Source organism: Bacillus sp. 166amftsu, assembly GCF_900107445.1.
Lineage (GTDB): Bacteria > Bacillota > Bacilli > Bacillales > Bacillaceae_G > Bacillus_A > Bacillus_A arachidis.
Window position 1 is genome coordinate 516421 of sequence record NZ_FNQA01000002.1, and the last position, 15835, is coordinate 532255.

A 15835-nucleotide genomic window follows, 5' to 3' on the forward strand; every position below is an offset into this window, starting at 1 on the left:
CAAAACATAATTTTATTATGTAAACAAATAGTGCCATTTTTTAGTTATAGTAAGGGGGAGCAGCATGTTATTAAAAATGATATTTTGTCGGGTTGAAAAAGAGAAAAAGGGTTTATTTTCAGAGGCGCAAGAGAAATGGGAAGGTTTACAAAATCTAGAGGGATTTTATGGACAGTTCGGGGGCTGGAATGAAGATGAGGCCTGTATATTTACTGTATGGGGAAACATGGATACATATCAAAAATTTATGAATGAAATGCATGATCCAATTTTTCATAATAGCAATCAAAAGGATACGTATCTATCTTGTAAAATAGAGTTATTTCAAACGTTATTTGATATGAAAGCTACTTCATTTACGAATGCACTTGTAAAAAATCTATTTGTCAGGGTAGCAGTTTGTGATGTGAAAAGAGGCAGGGAAGAGAACTTTTTACATATACAAGAAACAATTTGGAATAAAGGAATGGAAAAATCAGAAGGAATGTTAGGTGGTGTTGTGGGAAGATCTCTTAAAAACTCCAATCGCTATGTCGTTCTTTCTTTATGGGAAAATGAAATGTCACATCAGCGTTATGTGAAAGAAATTTTCCCTAGATTATATGCGTTAGCTAATGTAACTATGGATGTTGAAAGTATAAATGGAAAGCAAGTTGCGTGTTTAGAAGAATGGTCTGTATATTAATTATGAAAAAAGTAAATAAATGATGTTATATCTAGGATAAATGCTTTTAATAGTTATTGTTGTATGAATTGTTAGTTTTAAAAGTAGAAGGTGTGCAGTGAATGAATGTATGATTGGTATCTCGTTCAATGAGATGAATTCTTTTAAACATGAAATTTATAGAAGACGTCAGATACCCTTTCATGTTAATATATTTAAGTTATATTAGGAGGCTTACCCTTTTGTGATTGTACGGTAGAAGCAGTGTGAGCTTGAATTTTTTAGAGAAAAGGATGTGCCTAACTTGCGTATTAATAAATTTATTAGTGAATCTGGAAAAGCATCTAGACGTGGAGCAGATAAGTTAATTAATGAAAGAAGAGTAATTATTAACGGAAAGGTTGCAAAAATAGGTGACCAAGTACAACCAGGTGATGACGTGCGAGTAAATGGAGAGCAGCTTCGAATTGCTCGAGACCATGTGTATATCGCTTTAAATAAACCAGTAGGTATTACATGTACAAGTGAAAAGGCAGTTAAAGGTAACATTATCGATTTAGTAAATCATCCTTTACGAATTAATCACGTTGGACGTCTTGATAAAGATTCAGACGGTTTAATTTTGTTAACGAATGATGGCGATATTATTAATGAAATCTTACGTGCTGAAAATAAACATGAAAAAGAATATATTGTTTCAGTAGATAAGCCGATTACGCCTGAATTTTTAAAACAAATGGCAGCGGGTGTTAAAATTTTAGGAACAAAAACACTTCCTTGTGAAATAACACAGTTATCAAAATATGAATTCCAAATTATTTTAACACAAGGATTGAATCGCCAAATTCGTCGTATGTGTGAGGCTTTAGGTTATCAAGTTTACACATTAAAACGTACGCGAATTATGAATATCCAGTTGAATAATTTACCTGTTGGACAATGGAGAGATTTAACGAAGAAAGAGAAAAAAAGATTATTTGCAGATTTAAACTACGAACCACAAGATTGGTAAAAAGGGTAGGGGAAATCAAAAAACATGAAATTTGTTTTGGGTTTCCTTTTTTTATTGAGCAAAAAATGTTTTTTGACACTTGCAAAAATAAAATGAATAGGATATAGTAAATAACAATAAATGGATGTATTGCAAAAGCAAAGAAGAGGACACGAGTTATTTTTAACGGTTATACAGAGAAGGAAGGAATGCTGAGAACTTCCTAACGCAGGAAAATAACTTACCACCTTAGAGCTGCACTAGGGAAAATGAAAGTATCTAGTGCCGTGTAAGCGACGTTACCGCAAAAGAAGCCATTGTATGTTTAGTATGATGGGAATCTGGGTGGAACCACGAATATAAGCATATTCGTCCCTATTATTAGGGATGAGTATGCTTTTTTATTTTTAATTTTATAATAAGCGAAGAAAAGGACACGAGTTATTTTAAACGGTTGTACAGAGAAGGAAGGAATGCTGAGAACTTCCTAACGCAGGAAAATAACTTACCACCTTAGAGCTGCACTAGGGAAAATGAAAGTATCTAGTGCCGTGTAAGCGACGTTACCGCAAAAGAAGCCATTGTATGTTTAGTATGATGGGAATCTGGGTGGAACCACGGGTAAAAAGCACGCTCGTCCCTATTATTAGGGATGAGTGTGCTTTTTTATTTATGAAATGGAGCGATGAAAATGAGAGAACAGATGATTAAGATTATTTTTCTAGATGGTAGTGCCAAAGAATTTGTAAAAGGAATTACGCTAGAAGAGATTGCAGACTCAATTAGTTCGAGTTTAAAAAAGAAAGCAGTAGCCGGAAAGGTGAATGATCAATTATTTGACTTACGTCGAAATATCGAACAGGATGCAGAAATTCAAATTATAACTATGGATTCAGATGAAGGAGTAGAAGTTGCGAGACATACTGCTGCACATATATTAGCGCAGGCTGTAAAAAGAATATATGGCGATGTAAAACTTGGTGTAGGACCTGTTATTGAAAATGGTTTTTATTATGATATGGATCTTCCAGGTAGTATAGGTGTTGAAGACTTACCTAAAATTGAAAATGAAATGCAAAATATTATAAATGAAAACTTGAAGATGGAACGAGTTGAAATTACTAGGAAGGAAGCGAAAAAAGTTTTTCAAGATATAAATGATCACTTAAAGTTAGAGCTTTTAGAAGCAATCCCTGAAAATGAACTTGTAACAATTTATAAACAAGGAGAATTTGTTGATTTATGCCGTGGCCCGCATTTGCCGTCAACTGGTTACTTGAAAGCATTTCAATTAACTCATGTTTCAGGTGCATATTGGCGAGGAGATAGTAATAATCAAGTACTTCAGCGTATATATGGCGTTGCGTTTTCTTCTCAAAAAGAATTAGAAAACTATTTGCGGTTTTTAGAAGAAGCAGCAAAGAGAAATCATCGCAAGCTAGGAAATGAACTTGAGTTATTTATGTTCTCGGAAGAAGCACCAGGAATGCCCTTCTATTTACCGAAAGGACAAATTATTCGAAATGAATTAGAGTCCTTTTTAAGAGAAATACAACAAAAATACGATTATCAAGAAGTGCGCACTCCTATTATGATGAATCAAGGATTATGGGAAGAATCGGGGCACTGGGATCATTATAAAGATAATATGTATTTTTCAGAAGTAGACCACAAAAGCTTTGCATTAAAACCGATGAATTGCCCTGGACACATGCTTATTTTTAAAAATAAATTACATTCCTATCGTGATTTACCAATCCGAATGTGTGAATTTGGTCAAGTACATCGCCACGAATTCAGCGGTGCGTTGAATGGGCTACTAAGAGTTCGTACATTCTGTCAGGATGATGCACATTTATTTGTGACACCTGAACAAATAGAAAGTGAAATAAAGTCAGTGTTAAAACAAATTGACTATGTCTACAGAACATTTGGTTTTGAATATGAAGTTGAGCTTTCAACAAGACCTGAAGATTCAATGGGGGATGATGAGCTATGGGACCAAGCTGAATCGTCTCTCGAGAATGTGCTGAAATCATTGAATTATAATTATAGAGTAAATGAAGGAGATGGAGCATTTTACGGACCGAAAATTGATTTTCATATTAAGGATGCTTTACAAAGAAGCCATCAATGTGGAACAGTTCAACTTGATTTCCAAATGCCAGAGAAATTTGATTTGAATTATATTGATGAGAGAAATGAGAAAAGAAGACCAGTTGTTATCCACCGTGCTGTATTAGGCTCTTTTGATCGATTCTTAGGAATATTAATTGAACATTTTGGGGGAGCATTCCCGGCGTGGTTAGCTCCAGTTCAAGTAAACGTAATTCCTGTTTCTACTTTAGCTCATGATCAATATACAAAAGAAATGGAAGAAAAGCTCAAACAGGCAGGTATTCGAGTTAAACGAGATATTCGTAGTGAAAAATTAGGGTATAAAATACGGGAAGCTCAGATTCAAAAGGTACCATATGTTCTTGTTATAGGGGATAAAGAAGTGGAGAATGGATCGGTAAATGTGCGTAAATACGGAGAAGAAAAATCAGAAGTTGTATCACTAACTGAATTTATGGAAAACGTACAGAATGAAATTTATAATAAATGTTCTCAATAATAAAAAATCACACCGCTTATTAAAAGTGGTGTGATTTTTTATTACGATAAGCAAATTATTAATAGTTGTTTTCGCTTACTTATTCAAAATCTACCTTACAAAAATGTAAGGTGAATGTAAGATAAATCGCAGGAAAATCGCAAATAAAAGTGAGAATATTAAGAAATAAGGAGGCTTATCAATTTCGTTATAGAGGATAGAAAATTTAAGAAATATTAAGAATTTATGTAGGAGAAATCTAAGAAGTGTATGGCAAAGTAATGATATACAAAATGGGATGGAGTGATAGGAATGGCAACAAATGTAGTGACAGTAGAAAGTGTGGAGAAAACATATGGTAAAAGAAATGAAAGCCAGTCAAAAGCATTAAGAGGGGTATCACTCACGATACAAGAAGGAGAATTTGTTGGGATTATGGGTCCTTCTGGATCTGGGAAAACAACATTACTTAATGTAATTAGTACACTTGATTATGCAACAGGAGGAAGTGTGACAATAGCAGGCACAGATATTACTTCAATGAAGGGGAACGCTTTATCAGATTTTCGTTCTCAAAAACTAGGATTCATTTTCCAAGATTTTAATTTGCTTGAAAATCTCTCGATTTATGAGAATATTGCTTTGCCACTTTCATTACAAGGAGTGCCTTCAAGTGAGATAAGCGGGAAAGTAAATGAGGTTGCAAAGAAACTGGATATTGTGGAGATTTTAACAAAGTACCCATCAGCTGTTTCTGGTGGACAAAAACAGAGAACAGCTGCGGCGCGGGCTTTAGTACATAATCCGGCTATTGTATTAGCGGATGAACCAACAGGTGCACTTGATAGCAAAAATGCAAAAAGTTTGCTAGAAGCGATGCAAGATTTACATGAAAATCATGGAGTAAGTATATTAATGGTAACGCATGATGCATTTAGTGCAAGTTATTGTCAGCGGATTCTGTTTATTCAAGATGGACTACTTTATAAAGAATTGAAACGCCAAGGAACACGTGAGGATTTTTATCAAGATATTTTGGGTGTGCTTGCTCATATGGGCTCAGCGGCTGAATCCAAGTAGGAGGTGAGATCATGTTATTGAAATTATCACGTCATAGTATGAAAAAAATGCTAAAGGACTATCTAGTTTTACTTGTTGGTCTTGTCATTAGTATAAGTATTTTCTACATGTTCCAAACGATGGCAATCAACAGTCAATTTACAAAAGATAATAGTATGATTAGTAGTATTCGCCTTGTATTTTGGGTCGGTGCGGTCTTACTTTCCTTCATTACGGTCTTTTATATCGTATATGCGAATTCCTTTTTACTTACATTGCGCAGGAAAGAGCTTGGTATGTATATGATGCTCGGTGCGAAGAAGAAAAAAGTAGCTCAGTTATTATTTATCGAAACATTCGGCATGGGAATTATCAGCATTATTATCGGAATTATTGTAGGAATATTGCTAGCAAGTGCAGCAGGGAATTTTTTAATGAATGGTTTAGAGATTTCGGCAAAAGGCTATGCGCCATTTTATATGCCTGCAGTTCTTGTTACATGTGGATTTTTCTTGGTCTTATTTATTATTACTGGATTTATCAATAGTGTACGTTTATTGCGCAAAACTGAACTTGAGTTACTTCGTGAAGATGAAACACAAGATGAAATAGAAAAGAGTAAGCGCCGTGTTATCATTTTTACTGTAATGGGAGTACTGCTGTTAGGAACCGGATACTATTCTATCCTTCATATAGACAAGTTACGTGAAATAGGTTTTATACTAGCAACGGGTGCTACAACGATAGGGACATATTTTATTTTTAGTTCATTGCTACCATTGTTTGTGACACGATTAAAAAGTAACAAAAATCGAAATGAAACAGGTTTAAATAGCTTTACATACGCTCAGCTTCGTTTCCGGATCAACAGTCTATCACGGGTACTTGGAACTGTAGCGATGCTAATTGCACTTGGTGCAGGAGCGATGACAGCTGGAATGGCATTTCAAAAAAATGTTGGTATTATGACGGATTTTTCTCGAGTCTATGATGTGACAATTCACGATCCGAATGAAAAAGATAAAGCTGCATTAAAGGAAATGAACATTGTAGAGCAGCGGACTTATAAATATAAAGTAGACGGAGAAGCAGTCTATTATTTACGAAACGATTTAACTGCAAAACCACCGCTCATTTCTGATCATCAAGATACTAAAAATGTAAAAGAGCCTGTACGTAAACGCGTAAAGGAACCTTTAACTGAATCATTATATACATCTATGGAAGCACCTGACGCTTCACCTAATCTCCCGCGTATTCCAAGAGATTGGGAAGATGCGATTGTAAGAGAAATTCAAGTTACACATAATCAATTTAATGGAAAACCTGTACGAATTGCAGATGACAATCAATATAAAAATATTCAAGGAACAGAACATAGTGTCACACTAGTGCAAGTAGATGATTTACAAAAATATAAACCTTTATTGATAGATATCGATCAACGACAAAAAGAGTTAGTAGAAAAAGAAACAGGCAAAAAAATAGAATTATATACAAAAATGACAACTTACCAATTTATGAATAGTTTTATGAGCGGTACGATGTTCATGGGATTCTTCCTTGGAATCGCATTCTTAGCAATGATGGCAAGCTCTCTCATGTTTAAAATTTTAACAGGAGCTTCTCGTGATGTACGTCGTTATGAAATGCTTCGGAAAATTGGAGTACGCCGTAGTATGTTGTCGCGCAGTATTTATAAGGAAATTTCATATCTCTTTATTTTCCCAGCTATCATTGGTATTTCTCACATTTTAGTAGGACTTAACTTATTCCGTCTCTTCTTAGTTGATCCGTTTGTAAAAGTGTGGATGCCAATTGGAATTTTTCTTGTTATTTATGTTGTATATTACTGGATTACAGTTCAATTGTATAAGAGTATGGTTCTGCCGAAAGAGCAAATGGTAAAGTAGATTTCATTACCCTTAAGAAAAATTCGATTTATGTACGATTAGCAGTACCTGATTCTGATTTTTAATAGAGGAACAATAAATGAACGTGGAATGCACGTTCATTTATTTTGTTGAAAAATATATTTTACAATTTTTGAATATTTTGTAAAATGAAATTATAGTTCAGAGAGGGGGAATGTTATGTTACTTCGAGTTGGAAAGTGGTGGTGGATTACTTTTTTACAATTATTAGCTGCACTAGGATGTATTCTATGTTTAGGGGCACTCCCGCGTTTATTTAAAGGATTACAAATAGACCTTGTTGGATATGGAAAAGCAATTGTATATCTTGGTGGTAAATTGATTCATCCAGGGGAGATTATGTATGGATTTCGTGATTCTCGGACTCTATTTCCACAAATTTGGATACATTATATGGAGACGATGCTAGTATTTGTTTCGTCTTTTCTACTATCTTTATTTATAGCGTACGTGCTTGTTGTATGGGTATTGCAGAGTTCTCATATTAGGCAACGCGTATGGAATGCGGTTTTTCTTACACTTGAAAGTATTCCGGATATTCTACTTATTTTATTATCACAACTTTTGGTAGTGATTGTGTTTCAAAAAACAGGATGGATGCCAGTGAAGTTTGCGGGGATGTCCGGAGAAAGGGTGCGTCTTTTACCGATTTTGTGCCTTACATTACCGACAACGTTACTATTTATTAAATTGTTATTACTCCGTTTTAGAGAAGAGTCAGAAAAAGACTATAGTTTATTTGCGAAAAGTAAGGGATTAAGCTTACGGCATATATTAACGCACCATATTTCAAGAAACGTGTTACTCACTACAGTTTACTATGCAAAAACGAATATTTTATTCATGTTATCAAATCTTTATATTATTGAATGGCTCTTTAATACATATGGCATGCTTGTATTCGTAAAAGAAAATTCGAAAATAGAAGTGTTTACTGTGTGCTTAGTTCTATTATATGTCCCTATTTTCTTCTTATTTCGCTTGTTACATACGCTCATGCAAAATGTGATAAAGGAGCGTGTGTAATATGTGGCAAAAGTTAAAGTATGACATGCGATTTTGGATTGGTTTGATTTTTTTAAGCGGACTTATGCTTGTCAGTATCGGAAATACTCTATTTTTCGATGGAGAAATTCGAGAAGTAACGATGTTGTATAACGAAAAAGGACAAGTAGAAGCAGCACCTTTTCCTCCATCATCTCAGTTTTGGTTTGGGAGTGATAGTAAAGGGCGTGATTTATTCCAATTAATAATAGAAGGTGCAAAATGGACAATTGGTGCAAGCTTAATTGTTGCGATTTTGCGGGTTATCATTGGAGGAGGATTAGGGTTACTTCTTGGCATGTATAGTAAACGTTCTTTTTCGGTTATTTCTGCATTTTTTGATCCATTTAGTATTGTTCCCATGATTATGATTTCGTATTTTATGTTAAGAGAAGTTTTATTCTTTGAAAATGGTACTATTCCAGCTCCTTTCACAATACGAGTTCTGTTTCAAATTAGTATTCTCACATGTTTAGCTGTGCCCACTGTTATGCTGTATACAGGGCAAGAGGTGCAGCGTGTAAAACGAGAAGAGTTTATGATGGCAGCAACTGTTCTTGGGGGGAGTAAATGGCATCAATTACGTCGCCATGTATGGCCTCATCTTGTACCATCTTTTTTCTTACTTGTTGCCCAGCAATTTGTTAGTATGTTGCTGCTTCTTATGCATCTTGGCTTACTCGAGTTATTCTTTGGAGGAACTATATTATTTACCGGTGACGTAGATAGTGTGACGAAGGAATGGACAGGATTGATTGGACAAAATTTTCGCCATTTGACCACGCATACTTGGATTGTTCTTATACCGATGTTTTTCTATAGCTTGACTATCTTGGCAGGAAATCTTATTAGTAATAGTCTGCAAGGATCGATTGGTATAGGAAATCTGAGAAGAAGGAAAGTAGGAAAGAAAGAAGAGAAAGTTGAGAAACAGGTGAAAAGTGAAAGAGAAGATTTTTCTTTCCATCAAGAAGTATCTAAATAAAAAAGATAGATGAGAACAATTTGTTTTCATCTATCTTTTTTCGATTTTACAAAGGTGGTAAATCAATTTTTCCTTCTTCGAACAACTCTTTTAGCATGTGTTTCGTATATCCAGCTGCTTGTCCGAATGTAATTTTTGCAGGCATTGGTGCTTCATTTACGTCTACTACTACATCAATAATACAAGGCTTATTTTGCTTAACAGCATTTTCAAAGGCAGGAAGTAATTCATCAATATGTTCTACTCGGTATCCAACTCCGCCACATATTTCTGCATATTTTGCAAAATTAGGATTTGTTAAGTCTGTACCAAATTCAACATTTCCCATTACTTCTTGCTCAAACTTAATCATAGCGATTTTATTGTTGTTTAAGACAACAACAATAATTGGTAACTTATATTTTACTGCAGTGACAAAATCATTCATCGTCATTCCAAATCCACCGTCACCACAAATTGCAAAGACTTGTTTATCTGGATAGGCAAGTTGCCCAGCAATTGCGCCAGGTAGACCGCATCCGAGTGTAGCAAGCCAACTTGAGATGATGAATTGTTGGTTCGTCATCCGAAAATGACGGGCAGCCCATACTGTGACATTCCCAACATCAACTGATAAAATGGCATCATCATGAGCAACATGTTGCAAGGCATGCATAACTCTTTGTGGTTTGATTGGAGTGGAAGAATCCTCTTCTTGGTTATGCAATTTTTCTTCCCATTTTTTCATCAATTCTTGATGATGTTCTAGGAATGAATGATCGTTATGCTTCTCCACATTTTCTAAAAACCATTTCAATGTTTTATCCGCATCACCAGCTAATCCGATGTCTGTCGCATAACGCTTTCCGATTTGTGCAGGATCTGTATCAATATGAAGCGTCTTTGCTTTTTCGGGTAAAAAGCCAGTGAAAGGGTAAGAAGTTCCGACCATGATTAATGTATCCGCATTCTTCATTGCTTCGTAAGACGGTTTTGTCCCAATTAATCCTAGTCCGCCTATACAGAGAGGATGTTCATCAGGAATAATTCCTTTTGCTGGTAGTGTTAAAACAATAGGGGCACCAATATGTTCTGCAAATGTAAGTAAAGATTCCTTCGCATGTTTTGCCCCTTTTCCAGCTAAAATAACAGGTTTTTTTGCGTCATTTAATGCAAGTTTTGCCAATTTTAGATCCTCTTCTTGCGGAAAGAGTTCGGGCAATGTAAAAGAAGAACTTGTTATACGTGCACCAGCTTCCACTTCAAACTTCGGAACATCATCTGGAATAGTAAGAACAGATACACCTTTCTTTGTATATGCCATCCGAATCGCTTGGTTTACAACGGCAGGGAGTTGTTCAGCTGACATAATTCGTTGATTATAGACAGCGACATCATCAAACATTCTTTCTAAGTTTACCTCTTGGAAAAATCCTGTTCCGAGTAAATCAGATTCAACTTGCCCTGTAATTGCGAGAACTGGCACTTGATCTAGTTTTGCATCATATAATCCATTTAATAAATGGATCGCTCCAGGACCAGCAATTGCCATACAAACGCCGAGTTTACCTGTTAATTTTGCATAGGAAGCGGCTGCTAAAGCACCAGCTTCTTCATGACGAACTTGAATGAATTTGATTTTGTCTTGTTTCTTTCGAAGCGGTTCAATAATAGAATTGATTGAATCCCCGGGCATGCCGTAAATGTGGTCAACGCCCCAATCGATAAGTAAATCAATAAGTGCTTCACCGGCTGTTTTACGAAACATAATAGATCCTCCTTATGCATTGAGATACTATTATGTTTTGGATAAATAGGTAAAATATACAAGAAATGAATCCTTATTTTAATGATGGTCAGCGAAAAGAATAAAAACGGTTATGAGTAAAAATCCACTAATAGACCAAGAAAGGAAGGGGAAAGGAGAAAGGTGTTTCTTAGCCTTCCATAACATCTCATGTATTGTGACATAACCTAAAGAACCGATTGCACTCCCCATTATCAGCCCTTGTAAGTGAAGTGCTTTCCCGTGCATCATCATCCCAAAGATTGTACCAGTACCGAGGATAATCGATAATAACAAGATTGTTAATAGAAATGAAATATATTTATGCTGTGTAAATAGAAAAGGAATGATTAAAGCTAATCCTTCTGGAATATGGTGTGTGACAATCGCAAATAAGAACGGAATTGCAGTTTCGTCATGATTTGTAAAAGCAGCTCCTAATGCAATACCACTAGGCATATTGTGAATAAAAATAGCGAAGGAGAGAAATAAAAAAGTTTGCCATGCTTGCTGGTGTTTTTTATGTATGATAGGATGATGGCAATAATTATCAAGTAAACTCATAAGTAATATACCAATGGTAATGCCGAGTGTGGTGCCAATGATTTCATAGCTTGAAAAAGTTTCTGGAATGATTTCTAGCGATAATAACCCAAATAAAATGCCTCCACATAGCGCGTATAAACGATGCATTTTTTCTTCGATAAGTTGACGCGTGGCAAGTCCAACTGCGCCACCTAATAGTAATCCACCAAACGAAAAAAACGTAACGATCATTGGAAACCATAGTCGCTCCATATAATCACACTCCATTTTTCTAGCCTTCATTTTCAGCTTACTGTGTGAAAGAAGAGATTAGTCCAACTTATTTGGAAGTAATTTTTTATATAACTTAAATCTGGTAATGATGATGTATGTAATAAAAGGTTAAATTTCTTTAAGATCAATCTATTTAGTAACATCTGATATCACTGTCAATAAGGTATTGGGTGATTTTTGAGATTGTGAAATGGTGTCATAAAATGCCTTTCGAATAGAAGTTTCTCTTGGGTCATCAAACATTTGCATACCAACGCGTGTCATTGCATAAGAAAAACCAACTCGATTGATTGGATCTGCGAAACATAAAGAGCCACCCGCACCTGGATGTCCAAAGCATGAGAAATTTCCATAGTGAGAGCCTGTTTCTAACGGTTTGAAAAAGCCTAATGTAAAAGCGGTGTCTACGGTTTGTACAACATCACGCCAACAACCGTTCGTTTGTACAGGTGGTTTCGATAGTTCACTTAAAGTATATGGGCTTAAACCTAATATGGGGCCACCATTAGCAAATTCACTATAGATTTTTGCCATATCACGCACTACACCGATGCCATTTCCAGATGGAAATTCTATTTCTCGTAATTCTCTTTTGTTGAAGTTATCATGTGCCAGTAATCCTTTTGGATCCACCATGCTACGCTTTGCTAAGGATTTTGGATTCAAAAATGCCCATAGTAAGCTTTTCGGGAAAGAGCCAAAGCTTTTAAATATGTCAAAGATAGATTGGATTCCCTTAATAGTCGCTATACGTTCATTTGGCAGTGAAGTGGGTATACCAATATACATTTCTGCTTGTAAAGGCTGTGCAATCTCTTCACTAAAAAATTGAGTCAAATTTCTTCCTTTTGGATCTACATGACGAATTAATTCACTTATATACCAACCGATTGTCCATGTATGGTAGCCATGTCTTGTGCCGGGTTCCCAAGCTGGTTTCATGGTTTCTAAATAAGGAGCAACGTGCTTCGTATCAAAATCACCAAGTGTATATAATGGTAATTTGTTAATACAACATAACCCAGCTTGGTGTCCAAGCAACTGCCGGACTGTGATGTTTTCTTTTCCATTTACTCCGAATTCGTTCCAATAAGTAGATACTTTCTCTTCGTAATCGATATAACCTTTTGAATGCGCTAAGGCCAATGCAAGACTAGCAAATCCCTTTGTTGCAGAAAAAATGAGAATTGCTGTATCTTCTTGCCAGCGTTTTTTTGTATGATGATCACGATATCCGCCCCATAGATCAACAACGCACTCATCGTTATAATAGATGCAGCAAGCAGCTCCTAATTCTTCACGGTTTGTAAAATTCTCTATAAATGCATGTTTAACTTTTTCAAATCCAGGTTTGACGAAACCGTCAATATGAATGGTTTGTTCCATCGTTGTATCCCCTTAGTGTTTAAATTATAATATTTTAAAATATTGTTATGTATATTAATACTCCACTAAAATATGTGAATCCTTTTTGTTTAGTGAAGGAAAGGAGATTGATATTAAAGATAGAATATATATTCAGTTGTGGAGAGAAGGGAAAAGAGTAACCATGCAAAGTAACAAAGTAACACATCTTTTTGTAATTAATAAAAAACGCACCTTGTTTATGTAGGTTTACAGCTCTTGTAGTAACAGTTACTTTTGAAATCGTTCAGAATGTGAGACACAAAATGAGAAAAGGTTTAGGTTAAAAGGGGGATTCTGGGAACACTGTAATAACGATAAAATCAGTTGATAAAAATGGTAAACTCGACATAGAAATTAAAGCTAACACATTTTCATATTGAAATACCAAACTCTTTGTTACTGAGAGTGAATCATTATTAAAATCACTTCTATTATGCTTTTAATAGAAGTTTACTTAAAAGAAAGTATATCGGTAAAAAGATGATGAAATAAGAAAGTGTTGGTCTCATTTTTATTAAACAAATAGATGTTTTAGTTGAATAAATCAAAGAAAAAAATCGATTTCTTTCCATGAGTATATTAGGAGAAACAATCGGAACTTGTATCCTTGCATATTACATTTTGGATGAGACTATTTCTTTACAACAAGGTATAGGTATTGTACTTATCTTAATTGGTCTAACGTTATTTCTATTACAACCAAAGAAATAACGAATCATAGGATTATGGTCTATTGTTGTTATTGATTACTGAAAAATGTTAATGTTATAAAAATAAATCAAGGGGAGAGTCTAGAAATGATTTATGTGATTAGACATGGACAAACAGATATGAGGAAAGAATGAAGACTTCAAGGGAGGCTAGGGTTGCCATTAAATGAATATGGCATAGAGCAAGCAGAGTATTTAAGAGATAGGCTTAAAAATATAAAGTTTGATTATGTATTTTCCTCATCACAAGAAAGAGAATTCTAGATAAAATATTTCATTTTAATATTCTTTATTTTATAATTATTTATAAACATAAATAATTACTATGCTTTTTTATTAGGAGGGGATTTGTGGTGAATATAGTACCAATACAGAAAGATGAAACTCTAATTAGAAACATGTCCAAACTGTACTGCATGGTGCATGAAGGAAAAGATTTTGATGAAATGGTAGAAAGAATTACAAGACATATAGATTATGAAAATTTCAAGGGTATAGTAGCTATAAGTGATGAGAATGAAATTATCGGTTTTGTTTATGGATATGAATCTTTAGAAGGGCAGTACTACAATCATTTGTTAAGGGAAGCATTAAGTTCGAAACAGGTGGATCGATGGTTACATGATTGTTTTGAATTTGTTGAATTAGCGGTCCATTCCGATTATCGGAAAAAAGGAGTAGGAACTGTATTACATAATAATTTATTAGATGGAATATGCAATAAAACTAGTGTTTTGACGACACAGGTAAGTAACAATCATGCTCGTTCGTTATATGAGAAACTAGAATGGAGTAATATAATGGAACCATTTCATCCAAGTAAAGATGATGTTCCTTATGTTATAATGGGAAAAGATTTAAGTACTGTATAATAATTGGCATCATATTTAGTAAGCAACTAGAAAATAAAAAAGAAGACCTGTTGCTAAAGTCTTCTTTTTTAAATATTAAACATTTAATCTAAATGCACCGTGCAATTATATAATTCTGAATCCCAGCCATTTTCTAGCTTTTTAATTTTAGTTATGGATGTATTTTTTGGAGAATCTGTCGTGCTCAAATGAGGTACTAATTCTTTAAGAAGATGCTTAATGTATGAGCCATGACTAACGATCAAGATATTTTTGTTAGGGTGTTTATATGTAATGTCTTCAATAAACGGTAAAGCTCTCGCTTTAACACTGTCAGCACTTTCAATTCCTAAATCGAGTTCTCTCCAGCTCTTTCCCCATTTCGAAATTCGCTCTTCTTCAGTTGTTCCTTCGATTTCTCCACCACCCACTTCACGAAGTCTAGGGTCTAAATGGATTTCTATATTTTTAATGCTTTTTCCTATTGGTTCGGCAGTTTGCTTTGCTCTTAGTAAATCACTAGAATAGATTAAATCCCAATTTTCTGTAGCTAAACGTTCTGCTAGTTTATAAGCATCAGAGAGTCCGTCTTGATCAAGTGGGATATTTGAATTACCTTGAGCTCTCCCTTCTTTATTCCAGTGTGTGCTGCCGTGCCGAATGATTCCTAGTGTTGTCATTTTGTATCCCCCTTACAATAATAGATTTACCTTGGTAATTATATAATAATTCTGAAAAAAAGTTCAACAGATTGTAAATAAATATGGACATGTGAGAGTGGAAGGAGTAGCGTTTTCTTTTTACAGGATGTTTCCTTATTTTTCAGCCTAGATTTTAGAAAATGAAGGGAGATACAGATGAAAGAAAAATGCGAAGGTATTGTGGAATGGTTTAAACAAGATGAAGGCTATGGGAGTATTTTAATAGATGGAAAAGAGGATAGTCACGTTTTTGTACACTTTAGCTCAATCGCACCTGATTCAAGCAGGATTTTTTTGTATTATAAAGAA

Annotated in this window: 12 protein-coding genes, 3 pseudogenes and 2 other annotated features; of the genes and pseudogenes, 11 read left to right on the forward strand and 4 right to left on the reverse strand. The window is 34.8% G+C overall.

Features of this window, described 5'->3' with window-relative positions; genetic code table 11:
* Nucleotides 1-64: 64 nt before the first annotated feature.
* The 7 genes from BLV40_RS09400 to BLV40_RS09430 all read left to right on the forward strand — a co-directional run bounded on the left by BLV40_RS09400 (nt 65) and on the right by BLV40_RS09430 (nt 9273).
* Nucleotides 65-685: a DUF4937 domain-containing protein gene (locus BLV40_RS09400; RefSeq protein ID WP_090689257.1), complete on the forward strand. Its 621-nt coding sequence runs from the start codon at nt 65-67 to the stop codon at nt 683-685.
* Nucleotides 686-968: 283 nt separating this feature from the next.
* A complete protein-coding gene (gene rluF, locus BLV40_RS09405; protein ID WP_017149579.1) occupies nt 969-1676 on the forward strand; it encodes a 23S rRNA pseudouridine(2604) synthase RluF in 708 nt (235 codons plus the stop codon).
* A 131-nt stretch (nt 1677-1807) separates the two neighbouring features.
* Nucleotides 1808-2035 (forward strand) — a binding site (T-box leader).
* A gap of 36 nt (nt 2036-2071) precedes the next feature.
* Nucleotides 2072-2300, forward strand: a binding site (T-box leader).
* 46 nt (nt 2301-2346) lie between these two features.
* The gene (thrS, locus tag BLV40_RS09410; RefSeq protein WP_090689260.1) at nt 2347-4272 is read left to right on the forward strand and encodes a threonine--tRNA ligase; all 1926 of its coding nucleotides are present in this window, start codon (nt 2347-2349) and stop codon (nt 4270-4272) included.
* A 291-nt stretch (nt 4273-4563) separates the two neighbouring features.
* Nucleotides 4564-5331 carry an ABC transporter ATP-binding protein gene (locus tag BLV40_RS09415; RefSeq protein WP_090689263.1) on the forward strand — a complete coding sequence of 256 codons (768 nt, stop codon included), beginning with the start codon at nt 4564-4566 and terminating at the stop codon, nt 5329-5331.
* Nucleotides 5332-5342: 11 nt separating this feature from the next.
* Entirely contained in the window at nt 5343-7223 is a 1881-nt protein-coding gene (locus tag BLV40_RS09420) for an ABC transporter permease (RefSeq protein ID WP_090689266.1), read from the forward strand.
* A 180-nt stretch (nt 7224-7403) separates the two neighbouring features.
* On the forward strand, nt 7404-8270 hold the full coding sequence (locus BLV40_RS09425; protein ID WP_090689269.1) for an ABC transporter permease subunit: 867 nt from the start codon (nt 7404-7406) through the stop codon (nt 8268-8270).
* A gap of 1 nt (nt 8271) precedes the next feature.
* Complete coding sequence (locus BLV40_RS09430) at nt 8272-9273, forward strand: ABC transporter permease subunit (protein WP_139265510.1); 1002 nt, start codon at nt 8272-8274, stop codon at nt 9271-9273.
* A 46-nt stretch (nt 9274-9319) separates the two neighbouring features.
* On the opposite strand, the gene BLV40_RS09435 is transcribed toward BLV40_RS09430, so the two are convergent.
* The 3 genes from BLV40_RS09435 to BLV40_RS09445 all read right to left on the reverse strand — a co-directional run bounded on the left by BLV40_RS09435 (nt 9320) and on the right by BLV40_RS09445 (nt 13243).
* On the reverse strand, nt 9320-11020 hold the full coding sequence (locus BLV40_RS09435) for a pyruvate oxidase (RefSeq protein WP_090689276.1): 1701 nt from the start codon (nt 11018-11020) through the stop codon (nt 9320-9322).
* Between the two features lie 78 nt (nt 11021-11098).
* Entirely contained in the window at nt 11099-11836 is a 738-nt protein-coding gene (locus tag BLV40_RS09440) for a ZIP family metal transporter (RefSeq protein WP_090689278.1), read from the reverse strand.
* Nucleotides 11837-11986: 150 nt separating this feature from the next.
* On the reverse strand, nt 11987-13243 hold the full coding sequence (locus tag BLV40_RS09445; RefSeq protein WP_090689281.1) for a serine hydrolase domain-containing protein: 1257 nt from the start codon (nt 13241-13243) through the stop codon (nt 11987-11989).
* A gap of 585 nt (nt 13244-13828) precedes the next feature.
* Here BLV40_RS09445 and BLV40_RS27950 point away from each other — a divergent pair.
* From BLV40_RS27950 to BLV40_RS09455, 3 genes and pseudogenes are all read left to right on the forward strand, one after another.
* Nucleotides 13829-14010 (forward strand): annotated as a pseudogene (locus tag BLV40_RS27950) (EamA family transporter); the annotation flags it as partial.
* A 51-nt stretch (nt 14011-14061) separates the two neighbouring features.
* Nucleotides 14062-14229, forward strand: a pseudogene (locus BLV40_RS29745) (histidine phosphatase family protein); the annotation flags it as partial.
* Nucleotides 14230-14327: 98 nt separating this feature from the next.
* A complete protein-coding gene (locus tag BLV40_RS09455; RefSeq protein WP_090689998.1) occupies nt 14328-14846 on the forward strand; it encodes a GNAT family N-acetyltransferase in 519 nt (172 codons plus the stop codon).
* A gap of 83 nt (nt 14847-14929) precedes the next feature.
* Here BLV40_RS09455 and BLV40_RS09460 read toward each other — a convergent pair whose 3' ends face one another.
* Entirely contained in the window at nt 14930-15505 is a 576-nt protein-coding gene (locus BLV40_RS09460; protein WP_026590799.1) for a histidine phosphatase family protein, read from the reverse strand.
* Nucleotides 15506-15682: 177 nt separating this feature from the next.
* On the opposite strand from BLV40_RS09460, the pseudogene BLV40_RS29220 reads away from it, so the two are divergent.
* A pseudogene (locus tag BLV40_RS29220) lies at nt 15683-15796 on the forward strand (cold shock domain-containing protein); the annotation flags it as partial.
* Nucleotides 15797-15835 lie beyond the last annotated feature (39 nt).

Excerpts from the sequence above, each read along its gene's own strand:
- BLV40_RS09435 (WP_090689276.1), bottom strand. The coding sequence starts at position 11,020 with ATGTTTCGTAAAACAGCCGGTGAAGCACTTATTGATTTACTTATCGAT.
- BLV40_RS09425 (WP_090689269.1), top strand. The coding sequence starts at position 7,404 with ATGTTACTTCGAGTTGGAAAGTGGTGGTGGATTACTTTTTTACAATTA.
- BLV40_RS09420 (WP_090689266.1), top strand. The coding sequence starts at position 5,343 with ATGTTATTGAAATTATCACGTCATAGTATGAAAAAAATGCTAAAGGAC.
- BLV40_RS09415 (WP_090689263.1), top strand. The coding sequence starts at position 4,564 with ATGGCAACAAATGTAGTGACAGTAGAAAGTGTGGAGAAAACATATGGT.
- BLV40_RS09440 (WP_090689278.1), bottom strand. The coding sequence starts at position 11,836 with ATGGAGCGACTATGGTTTCCAATGATCGTTACGTTTTTTTCGTTTGGT.
- thrS (WP_090689260.1), top strand. The coding sequence starts at position 2,347 with ATGAGAGAACAGATGATTAAGATTATTTTTCTAGATGGTAGTGCCAAA.
- BLV40_RS09460 (WP_026590799.1), bottom strand. The coding sequence starts at position 15,505 with ATGACAACACTAGGAATCATTCGGCACGGCAGCACACACTGGAATAAA.
- BLV40_RS09445 (WP_090689281.1), bottom strand. The coding sequence starts at position 13,243 with ATGGAACAAACCATTCATATTGACGGTTTCGTCAAACCTGGATTTGAA.
- BLV40_RS09400 (WP_090689257.1), top strand. The coding sequence starts at position 65 with ATGTTATTAAAAATGATATTTTGTCGGGTTGAAAAAGAGAAAAAGGGT.
- BLV40_RS09430 (WP_139265510.1), top strand. The coding sequence starts at position 8,272 with ATGTGGCAAAAGTTAAAGTATGACATGCGATTTTGGATTGGTTTGATT.